The organism is Sphingomonas sp. EU05-FHT14C10 (assembly GCF_058790595.1).
The window spans coordinates 147,061-164,390 of record NZ_JBYTEN010000007.1 but is presented as its reverse complement, the minus strand read 5'-3'; the positions used below and the strand labels follow the sequence as shown (position 1 = coordinate 164,390).

Sequence of the window (17,330 nt, the reverse complement as noted above, 5' to 3'; positions counted from 1 at the left end):
GCCCGCTCCCCCACCCGGCCTCCCACTCAGTGTGTCCTAGATGGGAGGCCGGGCGGGGAGCGGGCCGGTGCCGCCCAATGCGCGGATGCGCATTCTCAAACAGGCCTGGTTCCCAACCAGGGCACGGCGGCGGTTTTTCCGCCGCCGCAGCCCTTCGCTCGCCCGGATACGCCGCCATGCACATCTACCTGCCCGACCTCGCCCGGCGCCCCGCGCCCCGCTACACCAGCTACCCGACCGCGCTTGAATTCAGCGACGCCGTCGGCGGCGAGGCTCAGGCAGAGACGCTCGCAGCGGTGCCCGATGGCGCGCCCGTCTCGCTCTATCTCCACATCCCTTATTGCCGCGACATCTGCTGGTATTGCGGATGCAACACCGGCGCGATCGGCCGTCCCGAGCGGCTGAACCTTTATGTCGACGCACTGGAGGCCGAAATGGCGACCGTCGTGTCCCTCCTGCGCGGCCGGGTCGAGCGCGTCCATTTCGGCGGGGGCAGCCCCAACGCCCTGCCCCCGGCGCTGTTCGCGCGCGTCTGCGCGGCGATTGCGCGGCATTTCGATGTGGCGGGCCGCAAGTCCGTCGAATGGGCGGCCGAGCTCGATCCGCGCCTGCTCGACGCCAACTATGCCGAGACGCTGGCCGCGTCGGGCATCGATCGCGTCAGCCTCGGCGTCCAATGCTTCAGCTCCGACATTCAGGAACAGATCGGCCGCATCCAACCCTTCGACATGGTCGCGCTGCGCGTGGGCGAGCTGCGCGGCGCGGGGATCAAGCATATCAATCTCGATCTCATGTACGGCCTTCCCGGTCAGGGACTGGACGACATTGACGACACAGTAACGCGCGCATTGTCGCTGCGCCCCGATCGCATCGCGATGTTCGGCTATGCCCATCTGCCGAGCCTGCTGCCGCGCCAGCGCATGATCGCCTCGCTCATCCTCCCCGATGCCGAGCAGCGCTTCGTCCAGAGCGCGCTTGCCCATGATCTGCTCGTCGAGGCGGGTTATCAGGCGATCGGTTTCGATCATTTTGCCTTGCCCGACGACAGCCTTGCGTTCGCCGCGCGCGAAGGCCGGCTGCGTCGCAATTTCCAGGGTTTTACCGATGATCAGGCCGACATACTCGTCGGCCTCGGCACGTCGGCGATCAGCCAGTTCCCGGGGCTCATCGTGCAGAATGAGAAGCATGTCGGCGCCTGGCGGATGCGCGCCGGCAACGGGCGCCTTGCCGGCGTGAAAGGCGTCGTGCGCAGCGCCGTTGACCGGATGCGCGGGCTGGTGATCGAACGCCTGCTCTGCGACGGCGCGGTCGACCTCGCCGAGATCGCCGCACTTCATGGCCGCCCGCTGGCCGAATTCGATGAAAGCGTCGCAATGCTCGCCGATCTCGCCGCGCGCGGGCTCGTCACCATCGACGGCGCGCGCATCGCCATCACCCCCGATGGCCGCCCCTATGCGCGCCTCGCCGCCAACGCATTCGACGCCTATCGCAAACCCGCGCCCGACACCGCTTCGCGCGCGGTCTAGGATGTAAATTACAATACAGCTTGGCAGCTTCACCCCATTGCAAACAGGCTCGAACCCCATGATGATCGCCAATCATCATGGGTGGGGGCGGTTGATCTTGTCCGAACTGGAAAACGATCCTCAATTAAGTCAGGGGGCACAGATCGTGATCCCGGTATTGATCGGCATTGGCGCCTTGATCGCCCTGCCGATCGCGGCGCTCTTCGCCATGGGGTCCGGAATGCTTTTCGATGCGCCGGGATCGGAGCGAAACCCGTTTACCTGGCTGCTGGTCCTGCTTCTGTGGGCCAGCCCCTCGTGACGCTGGCGACGATAGCGCTGGCGGTCCAGACCTTCCAGTCCTTCAGTTCACGCCGCCTGAACCTTCTCATCTTGCTGCCTGCATCGTGGTGGCTCGTTTATTTTGCCTTGCAGCTCGTCTCCCAGGCGGTTTGTGGGCGCGGCACGGTCTGTTCATGATATCCGCCCCGCAGGCAGCGGGTATCTGCGGCACCCCCGGCTGACACGGGACAAGCATTTACCCCCAAATCAAGCGAAGCCTTCATGCCCCGTATGGGGCGGCTGGACCGTGGCGGGGTTCCCGTCTAGGCCGTGTCAGTCACACTCGCCTTGGCAGGCCTGATGACATTGCGCCCTATCCCAACGACAAATCCGGAATTTGCGAACGACATGATGGCGATTGACGAAGCCCGACCCGGCGACGGTTCATCGAACGCGTCTCCCTATGCCGAACCGCGCACGATCGATTCCCTGGAAGACTGCTATTTCTACCACACGATGGACATACCCGGTCACGGCGTCGTCGAAGGGGAATGGGATCTTCGCGGCGCGATCGACGATTATCTGGGCCATTATGACTTCACCGGGCGCCGCGTCCTCGATGTCGGCGCCGCATCGGGCATATTGAGCTTTCACGTCGAGCAGCGCGGCGCCGACGTCGTCTCCTACGACCTGTCGGAAAATTATGATTGGGACATCGTCCCCTTCTCCGAGAATGACAATGACGCGACCCGCGCCTCGCGGCGCGCGCATCTGCGCAAGATCAACAACGGCTACTGGCTGTGCCACAAGGCCTTCAATTCGCGCGCGCATATGGTCAACGGCGTCGTCTATGATATTCCGCAGTCGATCGGCGAGGTCGACGTGACGATATTCGGCAGTATCCTGCTCCATCTGCGCGATCCGTTTCTCGCGCTCGAAAATGGGGCGCGCCTCACCCGCGAGGCGATCATCGTGTCCGATGTTTCCCCCTATGGGCAATTCGCCAGCAAGTTCAAAAGAACCCCCCGCTTCATGCCGCGCGCCGCGAAGCCCAACGGCATCAACGACGGATGGTTCAGGCTCCCGCCCCTTCTGGTGCAGGAATATCTCGGCATCCTCGGCTTCAAGAACTATTCGCTGTCCTGGAACACATATCGCTATCGCGACCGGACGGTGCCGATCTACACCATTGTCGCGCGTCGTTGAGAACGCGGCCCGGCACGTGCTCAAACCGGCGTTGTGAGGGCAGCGCAAAAAGGTTCGGGCGGAGCCCTCCGGCCCCGCCCGCTCCCTTTCCGGACAAGCGCCTTAGAAGCGCATGCCCACCCCCACGCCGAAGATCAGCGGGTTGATGTCCACCTTGGTCCGGTTGATCGCACCGGCGGTGTTGAGCCGCGCCTTGGTGCTCATGTCGACATATTTGATGTCGAAGTTCATGAAGACCTTCTTGGTGATGTCGATGTCCATGCCGCCCTGCAGGGCGTAGCCGAAGCTGTCCTTCAGATGCAGCGACGTCTGGCCGATCGCGGCGTTGAGCGCGCTGCTCGTCTTGTCCGAATAGAAGATCGTGTAGTTCGCGCCCGCGCCCACATAGGGCCGGAACTTCGCATCGGGCAGGAAGTGATACTGCACGGTCAGCACCGGCGGCAGCGCCCAGGCGCTGCCCAGCTTGTCGACGCCCGACAGGCCCGCGCGGCCGCGCAGGTCGTGCTTGGTCGTCGCAAGGATCAGTTCGGTGCCGATATGCTTGGTCCACATATAGGTGAAGTCGACCTCGGGCATCACCGCATTGTCGACGCCGACGCGGCCGGTCGGGAACGCGGGATTGACCCCCGTCGACTTCTCGTTGGGCGCGACGACGATCGCGCGAGCGCGGACGATCAGGTCGCCCTGCTCCGCCCATGCGGGCGACGCGGCCCCTGCCGCAACTGCAGCCGTCACCAGGAAAAACGCCCCACTTTTCATTTGTGCCTCCATCATCAGAGCTAATTCGCGCTAGGACGAAGCGGCACAAAGCTCGTTACGTAGTGTGCCCAATGGGAATGTTGCGGATGCGGCGGCAAAGCATGTTGGAACGCGGCTTTTCGGGTCTGTAGGAATAGGAAATTGCGCGAAAAGGGACTTTCCCCTGACAAGCTAGGTGAAGAGCTCGTCCGCTTCGTCGACAGCGCGGTCGACCGCGCGATCTTCCTCACCGATTCCGAAGGCCTGATCCTCAGCTGGCCGCGCGGCGGCGAGCTGCTGACCGGCTGGCCGGCGACGCAGATCATCGGCAAGCCGCTGTCCGTTCTCTATGCCCCGCAGGACGCGCGCGCCGGCCTTCCCGCCAAGGAACTGGCCGACGCGCTTGCACGCGGCACCCGGCGCGAGGAAGGCTGGCGCATCCGCCAGGACGGGTCAGAATTCCTTGCCGACGTCAGCATTTTCGCGATCCGCGAGGATGGCGGCGCGGCGCACGGCTTTGCGCTCAGCATCGTCGACGTCACCTCGCGCAAGGCAGCGGAGCAGGCGCTGGTCAACAGCGAGTCGCATGTCCGCTCGATCCTCGCGACCATCCCCGAGGCGATGATCGTCATCGACGAACGCGGGATCATCCTGTCGTTCAGCGCAGCGGCCGAGCGGCTGTTCGGCTTCGGCGAGGCGGAGGTGCTTGGCCGCAACGTGAGCATGCTGATGCCCGCGCCCGACGCCGCCAAGCATGACAGCTATATCGGCCACTACCTGACGACCAGCGAGCGGCGTATCATCGGCATCGGCCGTATCGTCGTCGGCAAGCGTCGCGACGGATCGGAATTTCCGATGGAGCTCGCGGTCGGCGAGGCGCGCAGCGACGGCCACCGCATCTTCACCGGCTTCATCCGCGACCTGACCAGCACCCAGCGCGCCGAGTTCCGCCTGAAGGAACTCCAATCCGAACTGATCCACGTCTCGCGCGTCAGCGCGATGGGCACGATGGCCTCGACGCTCGCGCACGAACTCAACCAGCCCCTCACCGCCATCGCCAACTATCTGGAGGCCGCGCGCGACCTGATCGACCGGGGCGACGCGGAATCGATCGCCCATGTCCGCGAGGCGGTCGACGAAAGCGCGAAGGAAGCGCTACGCGCGGGCAGCATCGTGCGCCGCCTCCGCGATTTCGTGGCGCGCGGCGAAGTGGAGAAGAAGGCAGAGGACCTGCCGCGCCTCATCGAGGAAGCGAGCCACCTCGCGCTGACCGGCGCGCGCGAACGCGGGGTCCGCGCCTTCTTCACGCTCGATCCGGCCGCCGCCTGCGTCGTCGTCGACCGCATCCAGATCCAGCAGGTACTGGTCAACCTCATCCGCAATGCCGTCGAGGCGCTCTCCGACTGCGAGGAGCGCGATGTCAGCATCGGCACCGCATGCCTGCCCAACGCCATGGTTCGCATCTCCGTGGAGGACACCGGGCGCGGCATCGAACCGGCCGTGCTCGACAAGCTGTTCCAAGCCTTCACCAGTACCAAGGAGCAGGGCATGGGCCTCGGCCTGTCGATCTGCCGCACGATCGTCGAGGCGCATGGCGGCCGCATCTGGGCAGAGCCGCGCGCCGGAGGCGGCACAATTTTCCACTTCACCGTCATGAATGCGCAGTGCGAGGATCAGAATGACCGATAAGCGCCTCATCCATCTGGTCGACGACGAGGAATCGATCCGCCGCTCGGCCGGCTTCATGCTCCGCACCTCGGGGTTCGAGGTGAAGACCTATGCGTCCGGGGTGGAGTTTCTGAAGGAGGTCAAGGCGGCCGAGGCCGGCTGCATCCTGCTCGACGTGCGCATGCCGGGGATGGACGGGCTGGAGGTGCAGGCCGAACTCGCGACACGCGGCGTGGGCATGCCGGTGATCGTCCTCACCGGCCATGGCGACATCGCCATCGCGGTCCAGGCGATGAAGAACGGCGCGGTCGATTTTCTCGAGAAGCCGTTCGAGAAGGCGCGGCTGATCGCGGCGATCGAGGAGGGTTTCCGCCGCCTCGACGATCATGGGGAGACGATGTCTTCAGCGCGCGAGGCGGCGGTGCGGCTCGCCGCGCTCACCCCGCGCGAGACCGATGTGCTGCGCGGGCTGGTGCGCGGGCACCCTAACAAGACGATCGCCTATGATCTGGGCATCTCGCCGCGCACGGTGGAAGTGCACCGCGCCAACCTGATGGCGAAGCTCGGCGTCCACAGCCTGTCCGAAGCGCTCCGCCTCGCCTTCGCGGCGGGCCTGTCCGATCAGGTTGCGGACTCTACGTAAGGACGTCGGCGGCGCGACGCGGCAAGGTAGGACAATAATCCAAGCGTGTCCGAGAGCCGATGTCGACCGAAACGCAAAACCCCGGTGAAACGCCCAAAGCCCGCGTCCTTCTGGTCGACGATGACGAGGCCGTGCGCCGCTCGCTCCAGCTCCTCCTGCATGGCTCCGGCTATAATGTGCGCGCCCATGCGTCGGCCGCGTCGATCCTCCACGAACCGCCGGTCGACGAGATCGACATGCTGGTCACCGACTACCGCCTGCCTGACGGCGACGGGCTTGGCATATTGCGCGCGATGCGGCGGCGCGGCTGGGACGGACGCGCGGTGCTGATCACCGCTTTCCCCTCGCCGCTGGTCCGCGATTGCGCACTCGCCAGCGGGTTTGCGGCCGTGCTGGAGAAGCCGCTGCGTCCCTATGAGCTGTTCGGCGCTCTAGCGGGCTGAGTATTACGGGCAACAGTCCGCGGAAAAGCGGCATGGCCACGCTTGCAAAGCACGTGGATTGGCGCCTATTGGCCCCATGCTTTCTCAACGAACGCGCTATGCAATCCGGGCGCTTCTCCACTTGGCCGACCGCTATGGCAATGGCCCCGTGCAGCTGACCGAGATCGCGGACGCGCAGAACATCCCAGCGAAGTTCCTGACGGTGATCCTGTCCGAGCTCAGCCGTGCGGGTCTGATCGAGACGCAGCGCGGCAAGGACGGCGGCTACTGGCTGTCGCGACCGCCGCACGAAATCAGCTATGGCGACATCGTGCGCCAGACGCGCGGCTCGCTCGCGCTCGTACCCTGCGCCAGCCGCCTGGCCTACACGCCGTGCAAGAATTGCGTGACGCAGGAGGAATGCCGCGTGCATTTCGTCATGCTCCGCGTGCGCGACGAAACGGCGGCGGTGCTCGACGGCATCAAGCTGTCCGAGCCGATTGAGGCGCTGCTCGCCGCCTAATCGGGCAAAGGCCGCCCCCCTGCCACCTTGGCGCCGTCCGAACAAATGTGCCGAACGTCCAGCCGGCTTTACTCGCCGGACGGTCCGGCTATGAAACGGGCATGAGCCTGCCTTCGATTTTCGATCGCCTGCGCCTGCCGATCATCGGCTCGCCGCTTTTCATCGTTTCCGGTCCCGATCTGGTGATCGCCCAGTGCAAGGCGGGGATCGTCGGATCCTTCCCCGCGCTCAATGCGCGGCCGCAGAGCCTGCTCGACGAGTGGCTCCACCGGATCACGGAGGAACTGGCGTCGTGGAACCGCGAGAATCCCGATCGCCCGGCCGCGCCCTTCGCCGTCAACCAGATCGTCCATAAATCGAACGACCGCCTCGAAGCCGACCTCATGATCTGCGCCAAGTGGCAGGTGCCGATCGTTATCACCTCGCTCGGCGCGCGCGAGGATCTCAACACCGCCGTCCATGGCTGGGGCGGAATCACGCTGCACGACGTGATCAGCGACCGCTTTGCGCGCAAGGCGATCGAAAAGGGCGCGGACGGGCTGATTCCCGTCGCCGCCGGCGCGGGCGGCCATGCCGGTGTCACATCTCCCTTCGCGCTCGTTTCGGAAATCCGCCAATGGTTCGACGGTCCCGTCGCGCTGTCGGGCGCGATCGGCAACGGCCGATCGGTCCTCGCCGCGCAGGCCGCCGGCGCCGATCTCGCCTATATGGGATCGGCCTTCATTGCGACGAAGGAAGCTAACGCCGCCGACGACTACAAGCAGGGCATCGTCGAAGGGCATGCCGCCGACATCGTCTATTCCGACCTGTTCACTGGCGTTCACGGCAATTATCTGCGCGGCTCGATCGAGGCCGCCGGGCTGGATCCCGACAATCTGCCCAAGGGCGAATATAAAACGATGGATTTCGGATCGGGCGGCAATCAGGACAAGAAGGCCTGGCGCGACATCTGGGGTTCGGGCCAGGGCATCGGATCGGTCCATGCGGTGCAGAGCGTCGCCGACCGCGTCGACGAGCTTGAGCGCGAATATCACGCCGCGCGCGCCGAACTCATCGCCAAATCCAACTACAACGCCTGGAACTGAGCCCCAGGGACAGGGGCGTCAGAAGGCGCCCTGCAGCCTGCTCATCAGCGCGCGCGCCGGGCTTTCCCCGGCGCACGGCGCATTGTCGAGCCGAACGACACGATCATAAAGGTCGCTGGTCGCAGCAATCAGTGCGCGTGCCGCCTCCGGCATAACATCGCGTACCGTCGGCTCGGTGATAGCGGCATGGCCCAGCCGCCCGCCGCCCTCGATCACTTCGCCCGCTGCCTCGGCCTTGCGATGAAGCAGCCAGGCGATGACGTGCATCAGCCGCGTCGTGACCTTCAGGGATTCGCACGAGAAGGCGACGCGATCCGCCGCGCCGAGCAAGTCGCGATCGCTTTTCGCGACATGATCGAAATAACCGCGCGCTTCATCGGCAAGCACCATCGCCTCGAGATAGAGCGACTCGATCAGCCGCGGCGTCATCTGCAGGTCGTGGGACAGCATGGTCATGGCGTCTCTGCTGCCATAGCGTCCCGGCGCCCGCCAGCGTGAAACAGGGTGAACGCGGCTCCAACGGCCTTTTCGGCCATCAGGCGATGATGTCCGGGATCATCTGGTCCTCGATCATCGCAATCTCGTCGCGCAGCTTCAGCTTGCGCTTCTTGAGCCGGGCGAGCTGAAGCTGATCCTGCACCGCCTGCTCGGTGAGAACGGTGATGGCCGAGTCGAGATCGCGATGCTCAAGTTTCAGCATTTCCAATCGACGCGCGAGTTCGTCCGTCATGCCCGCCCTTTTCCGCCCAACTCCATGGGATAAAACGATTGTGCGCGAAGCGCCGCCGTTCGTCCACCACCGTGCCTCGGGCCGTCTCTTTTACCCAAACTGGGTAGAGACAGTTAACCCGTTTAGTGCTTAACTCGCTATCCCCTGAAGCCAGAGTAAGGAGAGCGTCGATATGGAAAACGCGCATCTTTCCGCCCTCACCGCGAAACATGCGGGGCTAGATGCCCAAATCTCCACCGAACTGCGGCGACCGATGCCCGATCAGTCGCGACTCGCAGCGCTCAAGAAGCAAAAACTCAAGATCAAGGAAGCGATGCTGGCGCACTAGGCGCCTGAGTCGTCGGGCAGAGCTGTCCGCTCAGAAGAGGCGGAACGGCTTCTGCTCGACAGGCGCCTTCGCCGAGCTCGAAACGGGCTTGCGCGCTGCGCGGGGATCGATCGGACTGTCGAACGCGAAGCCGATCTTGCCGTCCCGCGCCCAGGCCACGCGCCCCGTTATGTGCCCGACACCGCGCAGGTCGATTCCGAAACGATCGTTGATTCCCGGAGTCGCCGGCGCCTCTACCATCATTCCGCCGGTGGAGAGGTTGCGGACGCGCCCTACGAACGCAAGCCCGCCATCGACCGCCGCGATGTTCGCAAGGATGAACAGGCTGTCCCGAACGCTTTCGCGCGGGTGCTGCATCTGCTCGTCGTGCAGGTCCCCCTCTGCCGCAGCGCCTGACATTGGATTCGTCACTTCAATCCTTGCGTTCCCGCCAGACTCAATAGTGAACAACTCTGGAATAATTGTTAAAGTCTGGCGCTATTCGTCGCGTGAGACCTTCTCCTGCCGCTCGTGACGCTCCTGTGCCTCAAGCGTCATCGTCGCGATCGGCCGAGCCTCGAGACGCCCGAGCGAAATCGGCTCGCCGGTCACTTCGCAATAGCCATATTCGCCATCCTCGATCCGGCGCAGCGCCGCATCGATCTTAGAGATCAGCTTGCGCTGGCGATCGCGCGTGCGCAGCTCGATCGACCAGTCCGTCTCACTCGACGCCCGGTCGGTCACGTCCGGCTCGCGGAGCGAATCGGTCTGGAGCTGTGCGAGCGTCCCCTGCGCCTCGCGAAGGATGTCCGCCTTCCACGCCTGAAGCTTCGCCTTGAAATAAGCGAGCTGACGCGGGTTCATGAACGGTTCGGCGGCTGAAGGTCGATAAGTCTCGTCAAAATCGGCAGCGCCGGACTCGTCCGGGCCATTCATGTCGGTGACCGCAGTCGCCATGCCATTCTCCACTCACCCGTCCGTGCCGGTCGGTTGACGGTCACGGACCCACCCGAGCGCGCCTATAGCCACGCCGCGTCGGCCGCACAAGTCGCAGGAATATCCATAGTGGCGCACGACTCGCGTCCGAGATTCAAGGATATGCCGCGCAGCATTGCCCATGGCTGAACCGGCCGGGGAACGCGCCATCGCTCCCCGCCGCCAAATCAGTTCCCAAATGGCACATTAACCATAAGCCTTTCCCGCGATCGCGATGAAACGCCGCCGGCGCCCCCCTAATTGAAGGTTAACCCTCTTGAGATGCATCGCCGATCGGGGTTTCGGATGGTCATTGGACGCCCGTTTCCCAGCCTGATGGGGCAATGGGCCGGTTTGGGGATGAGACGCGTAGCATGTCGGTCCGGATGGCCCTCGCGAAACTTTGCGCCTGCGCCTGCGGCGGCGCCGTGATCGGCGGCGGCGCAGTGCATGTCGTGGAACGACCGCGCACGCATGTCGCGAAGCCCAAGGCGCGCGTCGCGCCCAAGACGATCCAGCGCAAGCGCGTGAAGCGCACCGTGACGACGACGACCGCCGCCTGCGTGCCGCAGGTGGTGACGGTATCGAGCCAGGCCGCACCGATCCCCCTGCCCCCGCAGACGCCGGTCGAAAGCAGCTATGCCAGCCCTGGAAGCAGCGCGCCGCCGGTGGTGATCGGCGGCAGCGGAGGCTTTGGCGGCGGCTTTTTCGGCGGTTTCTTCGGCGGCAGCGCGGGGGGCGGCAGCGTCGTCATCTCATCGACGTCGAGCGGTGGCAGCACCAGCACGAGCAGCGCATCGGGCGGGTCCGGCGGCTCAAGCAGCAGCACGTCGACCGGCGGCGTCAGCTCGACCTCCACCAGTTCCACGGGCGGATCGAGCAGCAGCACATCCTCGGGCAATGTCAGCTCGACCTCGTCGAGCAGCGGCAATGTCTCGTCCTCGACGAGCAGTTCTTCGGCCAGTTCGGCATCGTCATCGAGTGCATCGTCCGCCTCGTCGTCTGGTGGCGCCTCGACGTCGTCGACTTCGTCCACCTCTACGAGCTCGGGCGCTACCGGGGGATCATCGAGCTTCGGCAATTCGACAAGCTCGGCCTCGTCGACGAGCAGCTCCAGCGCTTCGAGCAGCGGCGGCTCTTCGGGCGGCCCGCCGCCCCCGCCTCCGCCCGACGTTCCGGCGCCGCCGATGCTGTTCCTGTTCGGCGCCGCCGCAGCCGGACTCGTCGCGCGCCAGCGTTACGCCGCACGCCGCAAGGGCTAAGCTGGCGCGGGCGGGGTTGCGCGGGGGATAAGGCCCGGCCATAGCCCGATGCCATGCACGATATCCGCCTGATCCGCGACAATCCCGACGCTTTCGACGCCGCGCTCGCCCGTCGGGGGCTGGAGCCCGTTTCCGCCGCGCTGCTCGACCTCGACCAACGCCGCCGCGCGCTCGCGACCGAGCTCCAGACCGCGCTTGCCCGCCGCAACGAGGCGTCGAAGGCGATCGGCGCCGCAAAGGCGCAGAAGCGCGAGGACGAAGCCCAGGCGCTGATGGCCGAAGTGTCGGCGCTGAAGGAGACGCTTCCTACGCTGGAAGCGCGCGAGAAGCTGCTCGGCGAGGCGCTCGATGCCCAGCTTGCCGCGATCCCCAACCTGCCGGCCGAGGATGTGCCGCAAGGCGCGGACGAGAACGACAATGTCGAGGTCAAGCGCTGGGGCGACCAGCCGACCTTCGATTTCACCCCCGCCGAGCATGATAACTTCGGCCCCGCGCTCGGGCTCGACTTCGAGACGGCGGCGGGCATTGCGGGTGCGCGCTTCGCGTTGCTTCGTGGGCCGGTGGCACGCCTTGCCCGCGCGCTTGGCCAGTTCATGCTCGATCGACAGACGCTCGACGCAGGTTATGAGGAAGTCGCGCCGCCGCTGCTGGTGCGCGACGAGGCGGTGTTCGGCACCGGGCAGCTGCCCAAGTTCGCCGAGGATCTGTTCCACACCACCGACGGCCGCTGGCTGATCCCGACCGCCGAGGTGAGCCTGACCAACATCGTCCGCGAATCGATCCTCGATGAAACGTCGCTACCGCTGCGCTTCACCGCGCTCACCCCCTGTTTCCGCTCTGAAGCGGGCGCGGCGGGGCGCGACACGCGCGGGCTGATCCGTCAGCACCAGTTCGAGAAGGTCGAACTCGTCTCGATCACCACGCCCGAGGAGTCCGACGCCGAGCATGAGCGGATGACGCGCGCGGCGGAATCGATCCTCGAGGCGCTCCAGCTTCCCTACCGGCGGATGCTGCTCTGCTCGGGCGATATGGGCTTTTCGGCGACCAGGACCTTCGACCTCGAAGTGTGGCTGCCGGGGCAGCAGCGCTATCGGGAAATCTCATCCTGCTCCAACTGCGGCGACTTCCAGGCGCGGCGGATGAATGCGCGCTACCGGCCCGCCGGCGAGGCCAAGGGCACGCGCTTCGTCCATACGCTCAACGGCTCGGGGCTGGCAGTCGGTCGCACTTTGGTGGCGGTACTCGAAAATTATCAGAACCAGGACGGATCGGTGCGCGTTCCCCAGGCACTGACCGGTTATATGGGAGGGGCCACCGTGCTCGCGCCGAAATGAAAATCCTGCTGACGAACGACGACGGCGTCCACGCAACTGGTCTCAAGGTGTTGGAGGCCATTGCTCGCACCATTTCTGACGACATCACCATCGTCGCGCCGAGCGAGGAGCAATCGGGCGCGGGCCATTCGCTGACGCTCACCCGCCCGCTCCGCCTGCGCCGTCTGGGCGAGCGACGCCATTCGGTCACCGGCACGCCGACGGACTCAGTGATGATGGCGCTCGCCAAGATCATGGCCGACAGCCCGCCCGACCTGATCCTCTCGGGCGTCAATCGCGGCGCCAATCTGGGCGAGGACGTGACCTATTCGGGTACCGTCTCTGCGGCGATGGAAGGCGCGCTGGCGGGCGTGCGATCGATCGCGCTCAGCCAGGTCTATGCCAAGGAAGGTATGGGCGACGACGTGCCTTTCGCGGCAGCGCAGGCCTGGGGCGAGAAAGTGCTCCGCCCGCTGATCGAGGCGCCGCTGGCGCCGCGCACGCTGATCAACGTCAATTTCCCCGCGCTCGCCGCCGATCAGGTGAAGGGCGTCCGTGTCGTCAGCCAGGGGCTGCGCGATTATGGCCGCACCAAGATCGTCAGCGGCCGCGATCCGCGCGGCTATGAATATCACTGGTTCGCGCTTGGCCCGACGATCAGCACGCCGGCGCATTCCACCGATCTGGAAGCGGTGGCCGAAGGCTATATCGCGGTCACCCCGCTGCACCTCGACATGACCCATTTCGAATCGATGGGGACGCTGGAGGCCGCCTACCGGTGAAGGCGCCCGGCGCATCGCGGCTGATCCCGGCGACTGCGGTCTGCATTGCGTTGTCGGCCTGCGTCGCGCCGCGCCATGCCGATCAGCCGCTGACCCAGAAGATGCCGCCACGCCTGGAAGCGGAAATCGCCGGCCTGCCCGAGACCCCGCCGGTGTGGGACCAGCGCCCGGCGCGGCCCGATAGCATCCGCGTCGCGCCCGGCACCCATGTCGTCCAGCCCGGAGAATCGCTGGGCGTCGTCGCGCGCAAGACGGGCGCGGGGATCGACGCGATCGCCGCCGCGAACAGCATATCGCCACCCTATACGATCAGGCCCGGCCAGCGGCTCAAGATCCCCGGCGGCCGCTATCATGCGATCGTCGCCGGGGATTCGGGCATCGCGATCGCGCGTGCCTATGGCATTTCCTGGGACCGGATCATCGCCGCCAACGGGCTGCGGGACCCTTATATACTGCGCGCCGGCCGCCGGCTGCTGATCCCCGACGCGGCGACTCAGCCCCAGCAAAGCATCGAGGAACGCGCCGCCGCCTTCCGCCTCGACATCGATTCGATCCTCACCGGTGGCGAGCCGGCGGTCGCCGAGAACCAGCCCCCGGCCCCGCCGCCCGCCGTCACGCCCGGCCGCGTCCTGCCGCCCACCGTCGCGGTGCGCGAGCCCGAGCGCTTCTCCGGACGCTTCATCTGGCCGGCGAACGGCCGCGTGGTTCGCCGTTTCGGCCGCGGGCCGGCCCTGGGCGAAGTCAGCAACGGCATCGATCTCGCGCCCGCGCCCGGCGAAGCGATCGTCGCCGCTGCGGACGGCGTCGTCGTTTATGTCGGCACCGGTTTGCCGGCCTATGGCGGGCTGATCCTGATCCTCCACGGCGACGGCTGGATCACCGCCTATGCCCGCGCCGACACGCTGGGCGTGACGCGCGGGCAGGCGGTGAGGCGCGGGCAGGTGATCGGCCGCACCGACAGCGGCCTGCACTTCGAGATCCGCAACAAGCGCGCGCCTGTCGACCCGCTGACCATGTTGCCGGCGCGGGGATGAGCGGGCGGCCGCCCCGCTACGTAACGCTCAGGCGCCGCTCGACGACGCCGGTCTGGATCTCGATCGGCTGGCGCGTGCTGCTGGTGCTGACGCTTGTCGGCATCGCCATAGCCGTCCACTGGTTCGATCGCACCGGGTTGCGCGACAATGCCGACGGGCATGTCAGCTTCCTCGACGTCGTTTATTTCACGATGATCTCGATCACCACGACGGGCTATGGCGACATCGCCCCGGTGAGCACCGGCGCGCGCATGTTCGATGCGCTCGTCGTCACGCCGATCCGCGTCTTCGTGGTGCTCATCTTCATCGGGACGGCCTATAGCTTCGTCTTCAAGCGCACATGGGACAGGTGGCGAATGGCGCTCATCCAGAAGAATCTTCACGGTCATGTCATCGTCTGCGGTTTCGGCAGCAGTGGCGCCGAGGCGGTGGCCGAATTGATCGCGCGCGGCACGCAGGCATCGGAAATCGTCGTGATCGATCCCTCGGCCGCCGCGATCGCGCGCGCCGAGGAGAAGGGCCTCAACGTCTATGAGGGCGACGCGACACGCGATTCGATCCTGCAGGCGGTGCGGATCGACCGCGCCCGCATCCTGATCGCCACCGCCGGGCGCGACGACACCTCCATCCTCATCTGCCTGACCGCGCGCCATTTGGCCCCCGACATCAGGATCAGCGTGATCGTGCGCGCCGAGGACAATGAACTGCCCGCACGACAAGCCGGCGCGGACACGGTGATCAACCCGACGAGCTTTGCCGGCCTGCTGCTCGCCGGATCCTGCTATGGCCCGCACATCACCGACTATATGGTCGATCTCGCAGCGGCCGACGGGCGCGTGCAGCTTGCCGAACGCCCGGTAGCGCAGCACGAAATCGGCAAGCCGCTGCGCGCGGTGGAAACGGGCATGGGCGTCCGCGTCTACCGCGAGGGCCGCCCCTATGGCTTCTGGGAGCCCGAGGCGCTGGTCCTCCAGCCCGGCGATTCGATCGTCGAGATCGTTCCCGGCACCGGCAAGCCGCGTGCCGGCGCTTAGGTCCCCGCCCCGGCCTTATACGAAATGGTGGGATCGACAGCGCGGGATGAGGGCTTAGGTAGCGCGCGATGCTAGCCAAGCTCAAAATCATTCTCGACCCGTTCATCGTCGCGCTGCTCGGCACGGTGCTGATCGCCTCGATCCTGCCCGCGCGCGGGGCCGCCGCGCCGGTATTCGCGACGCTGGCCGACGCCGGCATCGTGCTGCTCTTCTTCCTCCACGGCGCCAAGCTGTCGCGCGAGGCGGTGATTGCGGGCGCGAAGAACTGGCGGCTTCATGCGGCCGTGCTGACCGCCACCTTCGTCATCTTCCCGCTGATGGGGCTGGGCGTGACCAGGCTGCCCTTCCTGCCCGCGATCGCGGCGACGGGCATCCTGTTCCTCACCCTGCTGCCATCGACCGTGCAGTCCTCGATCGCCTTCACCGCGATCGCGCGGGGCAATGTCGCGGCGGCGGTGTGCAGCGCATCGCTCTCCAACCTGCTGGGCACGGTCGTAACGCCGCTGCTCGCCGCGCTGCTGATCAGTTCGGGCGGCAGCAACGCGATGTCATTGGCGTCGATCGAATCGATCCTGCTCCAGCTCGTCCTGCCCTTTTTCCTCGGCCAGCTGCTGCGCCCGGTGATCGGGGGCTTCATCGAACGGCACAAGAGCATCGTCGGGCTGGTCGATCGCGGATCGATCCTCCTCGTCGTCTATTCGGCGTTCGGCGCGGCGGTGGTCGAAGGGCTTTGGCACCGTATGTCGGTCGGCGAGATCGGGATCATCTTCCTCCTCTGCGCCGCCGTGCTTGCCGCCAGCCTGCTCGTCACCTGGTATGGCGGCCGCCTGATCGGCCTGCCGCGCGAGGACCAGATCGTGCTGCTGTTCTGCGGATCGAAGAAGAGCCTCGCCTCGGGCGTGCCGATCGCCAGCGTGCTGTTCGCCCCCGCGCAGGTCGGGCTCGTCATCCTGCCGGTGATGATCTTCCATCAGATCCAGCTGATCGCCTGCGCTTTCATCGCGCGGCATCTGGCCGACCAGCCGGTCGAAGCGCCGGCGCGGGCCGCCGCCGAGCTTATTTGAGGCAGGCGACCACCGCCTCGATCATCCGCTTCGTCTCCTCGACGTCGCGGACTCGCACGCTGTCGACCCCGGCGACCTTCACCGCATAGTCGTTGCCGCCCGGAAAGATCGCATCGCCCATGAACAGCATGGCATCGAGCGGCACGCCCGTCGCGTCGGACAGGCGGCGTACCGCATAGCCCTTGTCGACACCGGCACGCGTCACGTCGATCGAGGTCGCGCCGCCGATGTTGATCGCGAAGCCGGGAAGCTGGGGATCGAGGATCGCCTTCAGCGCCTTGCGCTTGGCTGCATCGGGATCCCAGCCCGTCTTGACCGAAAGCGGCGCCTGCTGGCCCAATGCCGAAAAGGTGATCTGGCTGCCACGATCCTCGATCTGCGGGCCATAGACCTGCTGGCCCGCCAGCCCGGCCTGCTCGACGGCTGCCTTCAGCCGTGCCTCGATCGTCGCGCGCTCGGCATCCGAGAAAAGCTCGGCATAGACGCGCATCCAGCCGTCGGGACAGTGGCGATAGAGCTTGGTGCCCGTCGTCGGCATGACGAGGAAGCGCGCCAGCCGGGCATTGGCCGGCAACCTGCTGACCAGCTGGGTCTCGAACTGCGGCCAGTCCCCGCCCGATATCACCGCAACCAGCGCGACTTCGGTCAATCGCGCCAGCAGCGCCGCCATCTCGGCGTCGATCGCCTGCTTGCTCTCGGCGAGCGTTCCATCGAGGTCGAAGGCGACGAGCTGTTTCATATTCCCTCCGCTTGCGAT

General features: G+C 66.0%; 21 protein-coding genes. 14 read left to right on the top strand and 7 right to left on the bottom strand.

Going from position 1 to position 17,330, the window contains the following annotated elements:
• Positions 1-176 precede the first annotated feature (176 nt).
• From hemN to AC3WT0_RS09710, 3 genes are all read left to right on the top strand, one after another.
• The gene (hemN, locus tag AC3WT0_RS09720; RefSeq protein ID WP_492753313.1) at positions 177-1,526 is read left to right on the top strand and encodes an oxygen-independent coproporphyrinogen III oxidase; all 1,350 of its coding nucleotides are present in this window, start codon (positions 177-179) and stop codon (positions 1,524-1,526) included.
• Positions 1,527-1,584: 58 nt separating this feature from the next.
• The gene (locus tag AC3WT0_RS09715; protein WP_492753312.1) at positions 1,585-1,827 is read left to right on the top strand and encodes a hypothetical protein; all 243 of its coding nucleotides are present in this window, start codon (positions 1,585-1,587) and stop codon (positions 1,825-1,827) included.
• Between the two features lie 368 nt (positions 1,828-2,195).
• A complete protein-coding gene (locus AC3WT0_RS09710) occupies positions 2,196-2,993 on the top strand; it encodes a class I SAM-dependent methyltransferase (RefSeq protein ID WP_492753311.1) in 798 nt (265 codons plus the stop codon).
• A 102-nt stretch (positions 2,994-3,095) separates the two neighbouring features.
• On the opposite strand, the gene AC3WT0_RS09705 is transcribed toward AC3WT0_RS09710, so the two are convergent.
• Entirely contained in the window at positions 3,096-3,752 is a 657-nt protein-coding gene (locus AC3WT0_RS09705) for an OmpW/AlkL family protein (protein ID WP_492753310.1), read from the bottom strand.
• A gap of 141 nt (positions 3,753-3,893) precedes the next feature.
• On the opposite strand from AC3WT0_RS09705, the gene AC3WT0_RS09700 reads away from it, so the two are divergent.
• From AC3WT0_RS09700 to AC3WT0_RS09680, 5 genes are all read left to right on the top strand, one after another.
• A complete protein-coding gene (locus AC3WT0_RS09700) occupies positions 3,894-5,420 on the top strand; it encodes a PAS domain-containing sensor histidine kinase (RefSeq protein ID WP_492753309.1) in 1,527 nt (508 codons plus the stop codon).
• Positions 5,410-6,042: a response regulator transcription factor gene (locus AC3WT0_RS09695; RefSeq protein ID WP_492753308.1), complete on the top strand. Its 633-nt coding sequence runs from the start codon at positions 5,410-5,412 to the stop codon at positions 6,040-6,042. The genes AC3WT0_RS09700 and AC3WT0_RS09695 overlap by 11 nt, the downstream gene beginning before the upstream one ends.
• A 59-nt stretch (positions 6,043-6,101) precedes the next feature.
• The gene (locus AC3WT0_RS09690) at positions 6,102-6,485 is read left to right on the top strand and encodes a response regulator (RefSeq protein ID WP_492753307.1); all 384 of its coding nucleotides are present in this window, start codon (positions 6,102-6,104) and stop codon (positions 6,483-6,485) included.
• 76 nt (positions 6,486-6,561) lie between these two features.
• A complete protein-coding gene (locus AC3WT0_RS09685) occupies positions 6,562-6,987 on the top strand; it encodes an RrF2 family transcriptional regulator (RefSeq protein WP_492753306.1) in 426 nt (141 codons plus the stop codon).
• 101 nt (positions 6,988-7,088) lie between these two features.
• The gene (locus AC3WT0_RS09680) at positions 7,089-8,072 is read left to right on the top strand and encodes an NAD(P)H-dependent flavin oxidoreductase (protein WP_492753305.1); all 984 of its coding nucleotides are present in this window, start codon (positions 7,089-7,091) and stop codon (positions 8,070-8,072) included.
• An 18-nt stretch (positions 8,073-8,090) separates the two neighbouring features.
• Here AC3WT0_RS09680 and AC3WT0_RS09675 read toward each other — a convergent pair whose 3' ends face one another.
• On the bottom strand, positions 8,091-8,528 hold the full coding sequence (locus tag AC3WT0_RS09675; RefSeq protein ID WP_492753304.1) for a DUF1465 family protein: 438 nt from the start codon (positions 8,526-8,528) through the stop codon (positions 8,091-8,093).
• A gap of 79 nt (positions 8,529-8,607) precedes the next feature.
• Positions 8,608-8,802, bottom strand: coding sequence for a YdcH family protein (locus AC3WT0_RS09670; RefSeq protein ID WP_492753303.1), 195 nt, complete (start codon positions 8,800-8,802; stop codon positions 8,608-8,610).
• Positions 8,803-8,974: 172 nt separating this feature from the next.
• On the opposite strand from AC3WT0_RS09670, the gene AC3WT0_RS09665 reads away from it, so the two are divergent.
• A complete protein-coding gene (locus AC3WT0_RS09665) occupies positions 8,975-9,130 on the top strand; it encodes a YdcH family protein (protein WP_492753302.1) in 156 nt (51 codons plus the stop codon).
• 30 nt (positions 9,131-9,160) lie between these two features.
• Here AC3WT0_RS09665 and AC3WT0_RS09660 read toward each other — a convergent pair whose 3' ends face one another.
• The 3 genes from AC3WT0_RS09660 to AC3WT0_RS09650 form a co-directional block, all read right to left on the bottom strand.
• Positions 9,161-9,541, bottom strand: coding sequence for a PilZ domain-containing protein (locus AC3WT0_RS09660; RefSeq protein ID WP_492753301.1), 381 nt, complete (start codon positions 9,539-9,541; stop codon positions 9,161-9,163).
• A gap of 66 nt (positions 9,542-9,607) precedes the next feature.
• The gene (gene dksA / locus AC3WT0_RS09655) at positions 9,608-10,066 is read right to left on the bottom strand and encodes an RNA polymerase-binding protein DksA (protein WP_492753300.1); all 459 of its coding nucleotides are present in this window, start codon (positions 10,064-10,066) and stop codon (positions 9,608-9,610) included.
• A 655-nt stretch (positions 10,067-10,721) separates the two neighbouring features.
• Positions 10,722-11,165 (bottom strand): hypothetical protein, encoded by a 444-nt coding sequence (locus AC3WT0_RS09650; protein WP_492753299.1) that lies wholly within the window; start codon positions 11,163-11,165, stop codon positions 10,722-10,724.
• 234 nt (positions 11,166-11,399) lie between these two features.
• Here AC3WT0_RS09650 and serS point away from each other — a divergent pair, with 234 nt between their 5' ends.
• From serS to AC3WT0_RS09625, 5 genes are all read left to right on the top strand, one after another.
• Complete coding sequence (gene serS / locus AC3WT0_RS09645) at positions 11,400-12,680, top strand: serine--tRNA ligase (RefSeq protein ID WP_492753298.1); 1,281 nt, start codon at positions 11,400-11,402, stop codon at positions 12,678-12,680.
• Positions 12,677-13,441, top strand: a complete 765-nt coding sequence (surE, locus tag AC3WT0_RS09640; RefSeq protein ID WP_492753297.1) for a 5'/3'-nucleotidase SurE — start codon at positions 12,677-12,679, stop codon at positions 13,439-13,441. The genes serS and surE overlap by 4 nt, the downstream gene beginning before the upstream one ends.
• Complete coding sequence (locus AC3WT0_RS09635) at positions 13,438-14,475, top strand: LysM peptidoglycan-binding domain-containing protein (protein WP_492753296.1); 1,038 nt, start codon at positions 13,438-13,440, stop codon at positions 14,473-14,475. The genes surE and AC3WT0_RS09635 overlap by 4 nt, the downstream gene beginning before the upstream one ends.
• Complete coding sequence (locus AC3WT0_RS09630; RefSeq protein ID WP_492753295.1) at positions 14,472-15,509, top strand: potassium channel family protein; 1,038 nt, start codon at positions 14,472-14,474, stop codon at positions 15,507-15,509. The genes AC3WT0_RS09635 and AC3WT0_RS09630 overlap by 4 nt, the downstream gene beginning before the upstream one ends.
• Positions 15,510-15,577: 68 nt before the next feature.
• On the top strand, positions 15,578-16,573 hold the full coding sequence (locus AC3WT0_RS09625) for a bile acid:sodium symporter family protein (RefSeq protein ID WP_492753294.1): 996 nt from the start codon (positions 15,578-15,580) through the stop codon (positions 16,571-16,573).
• On the opposite strand, the gene AC3WT0_RS09620 is transcribed toward AC3WT0_RS09625, so the two are convergent.
• Complete coding sequence (locus AC3WT0_RS09620; protein ID WP_492753293.1) at positions 16,566-17,312, bottom strand: HAD-IIB family hydrolase; 747 nt, start codon at positions 17,310-17,312, stop codon at positions 16,566-16,568. The two genes, AC3WT0_RS09625 and AC3WT0_RS09620, sit on opposite strands and share 8 nt — an antisense overlap.
• Positions 17,313-17,330: the final 18 nt, after the last annotated feature.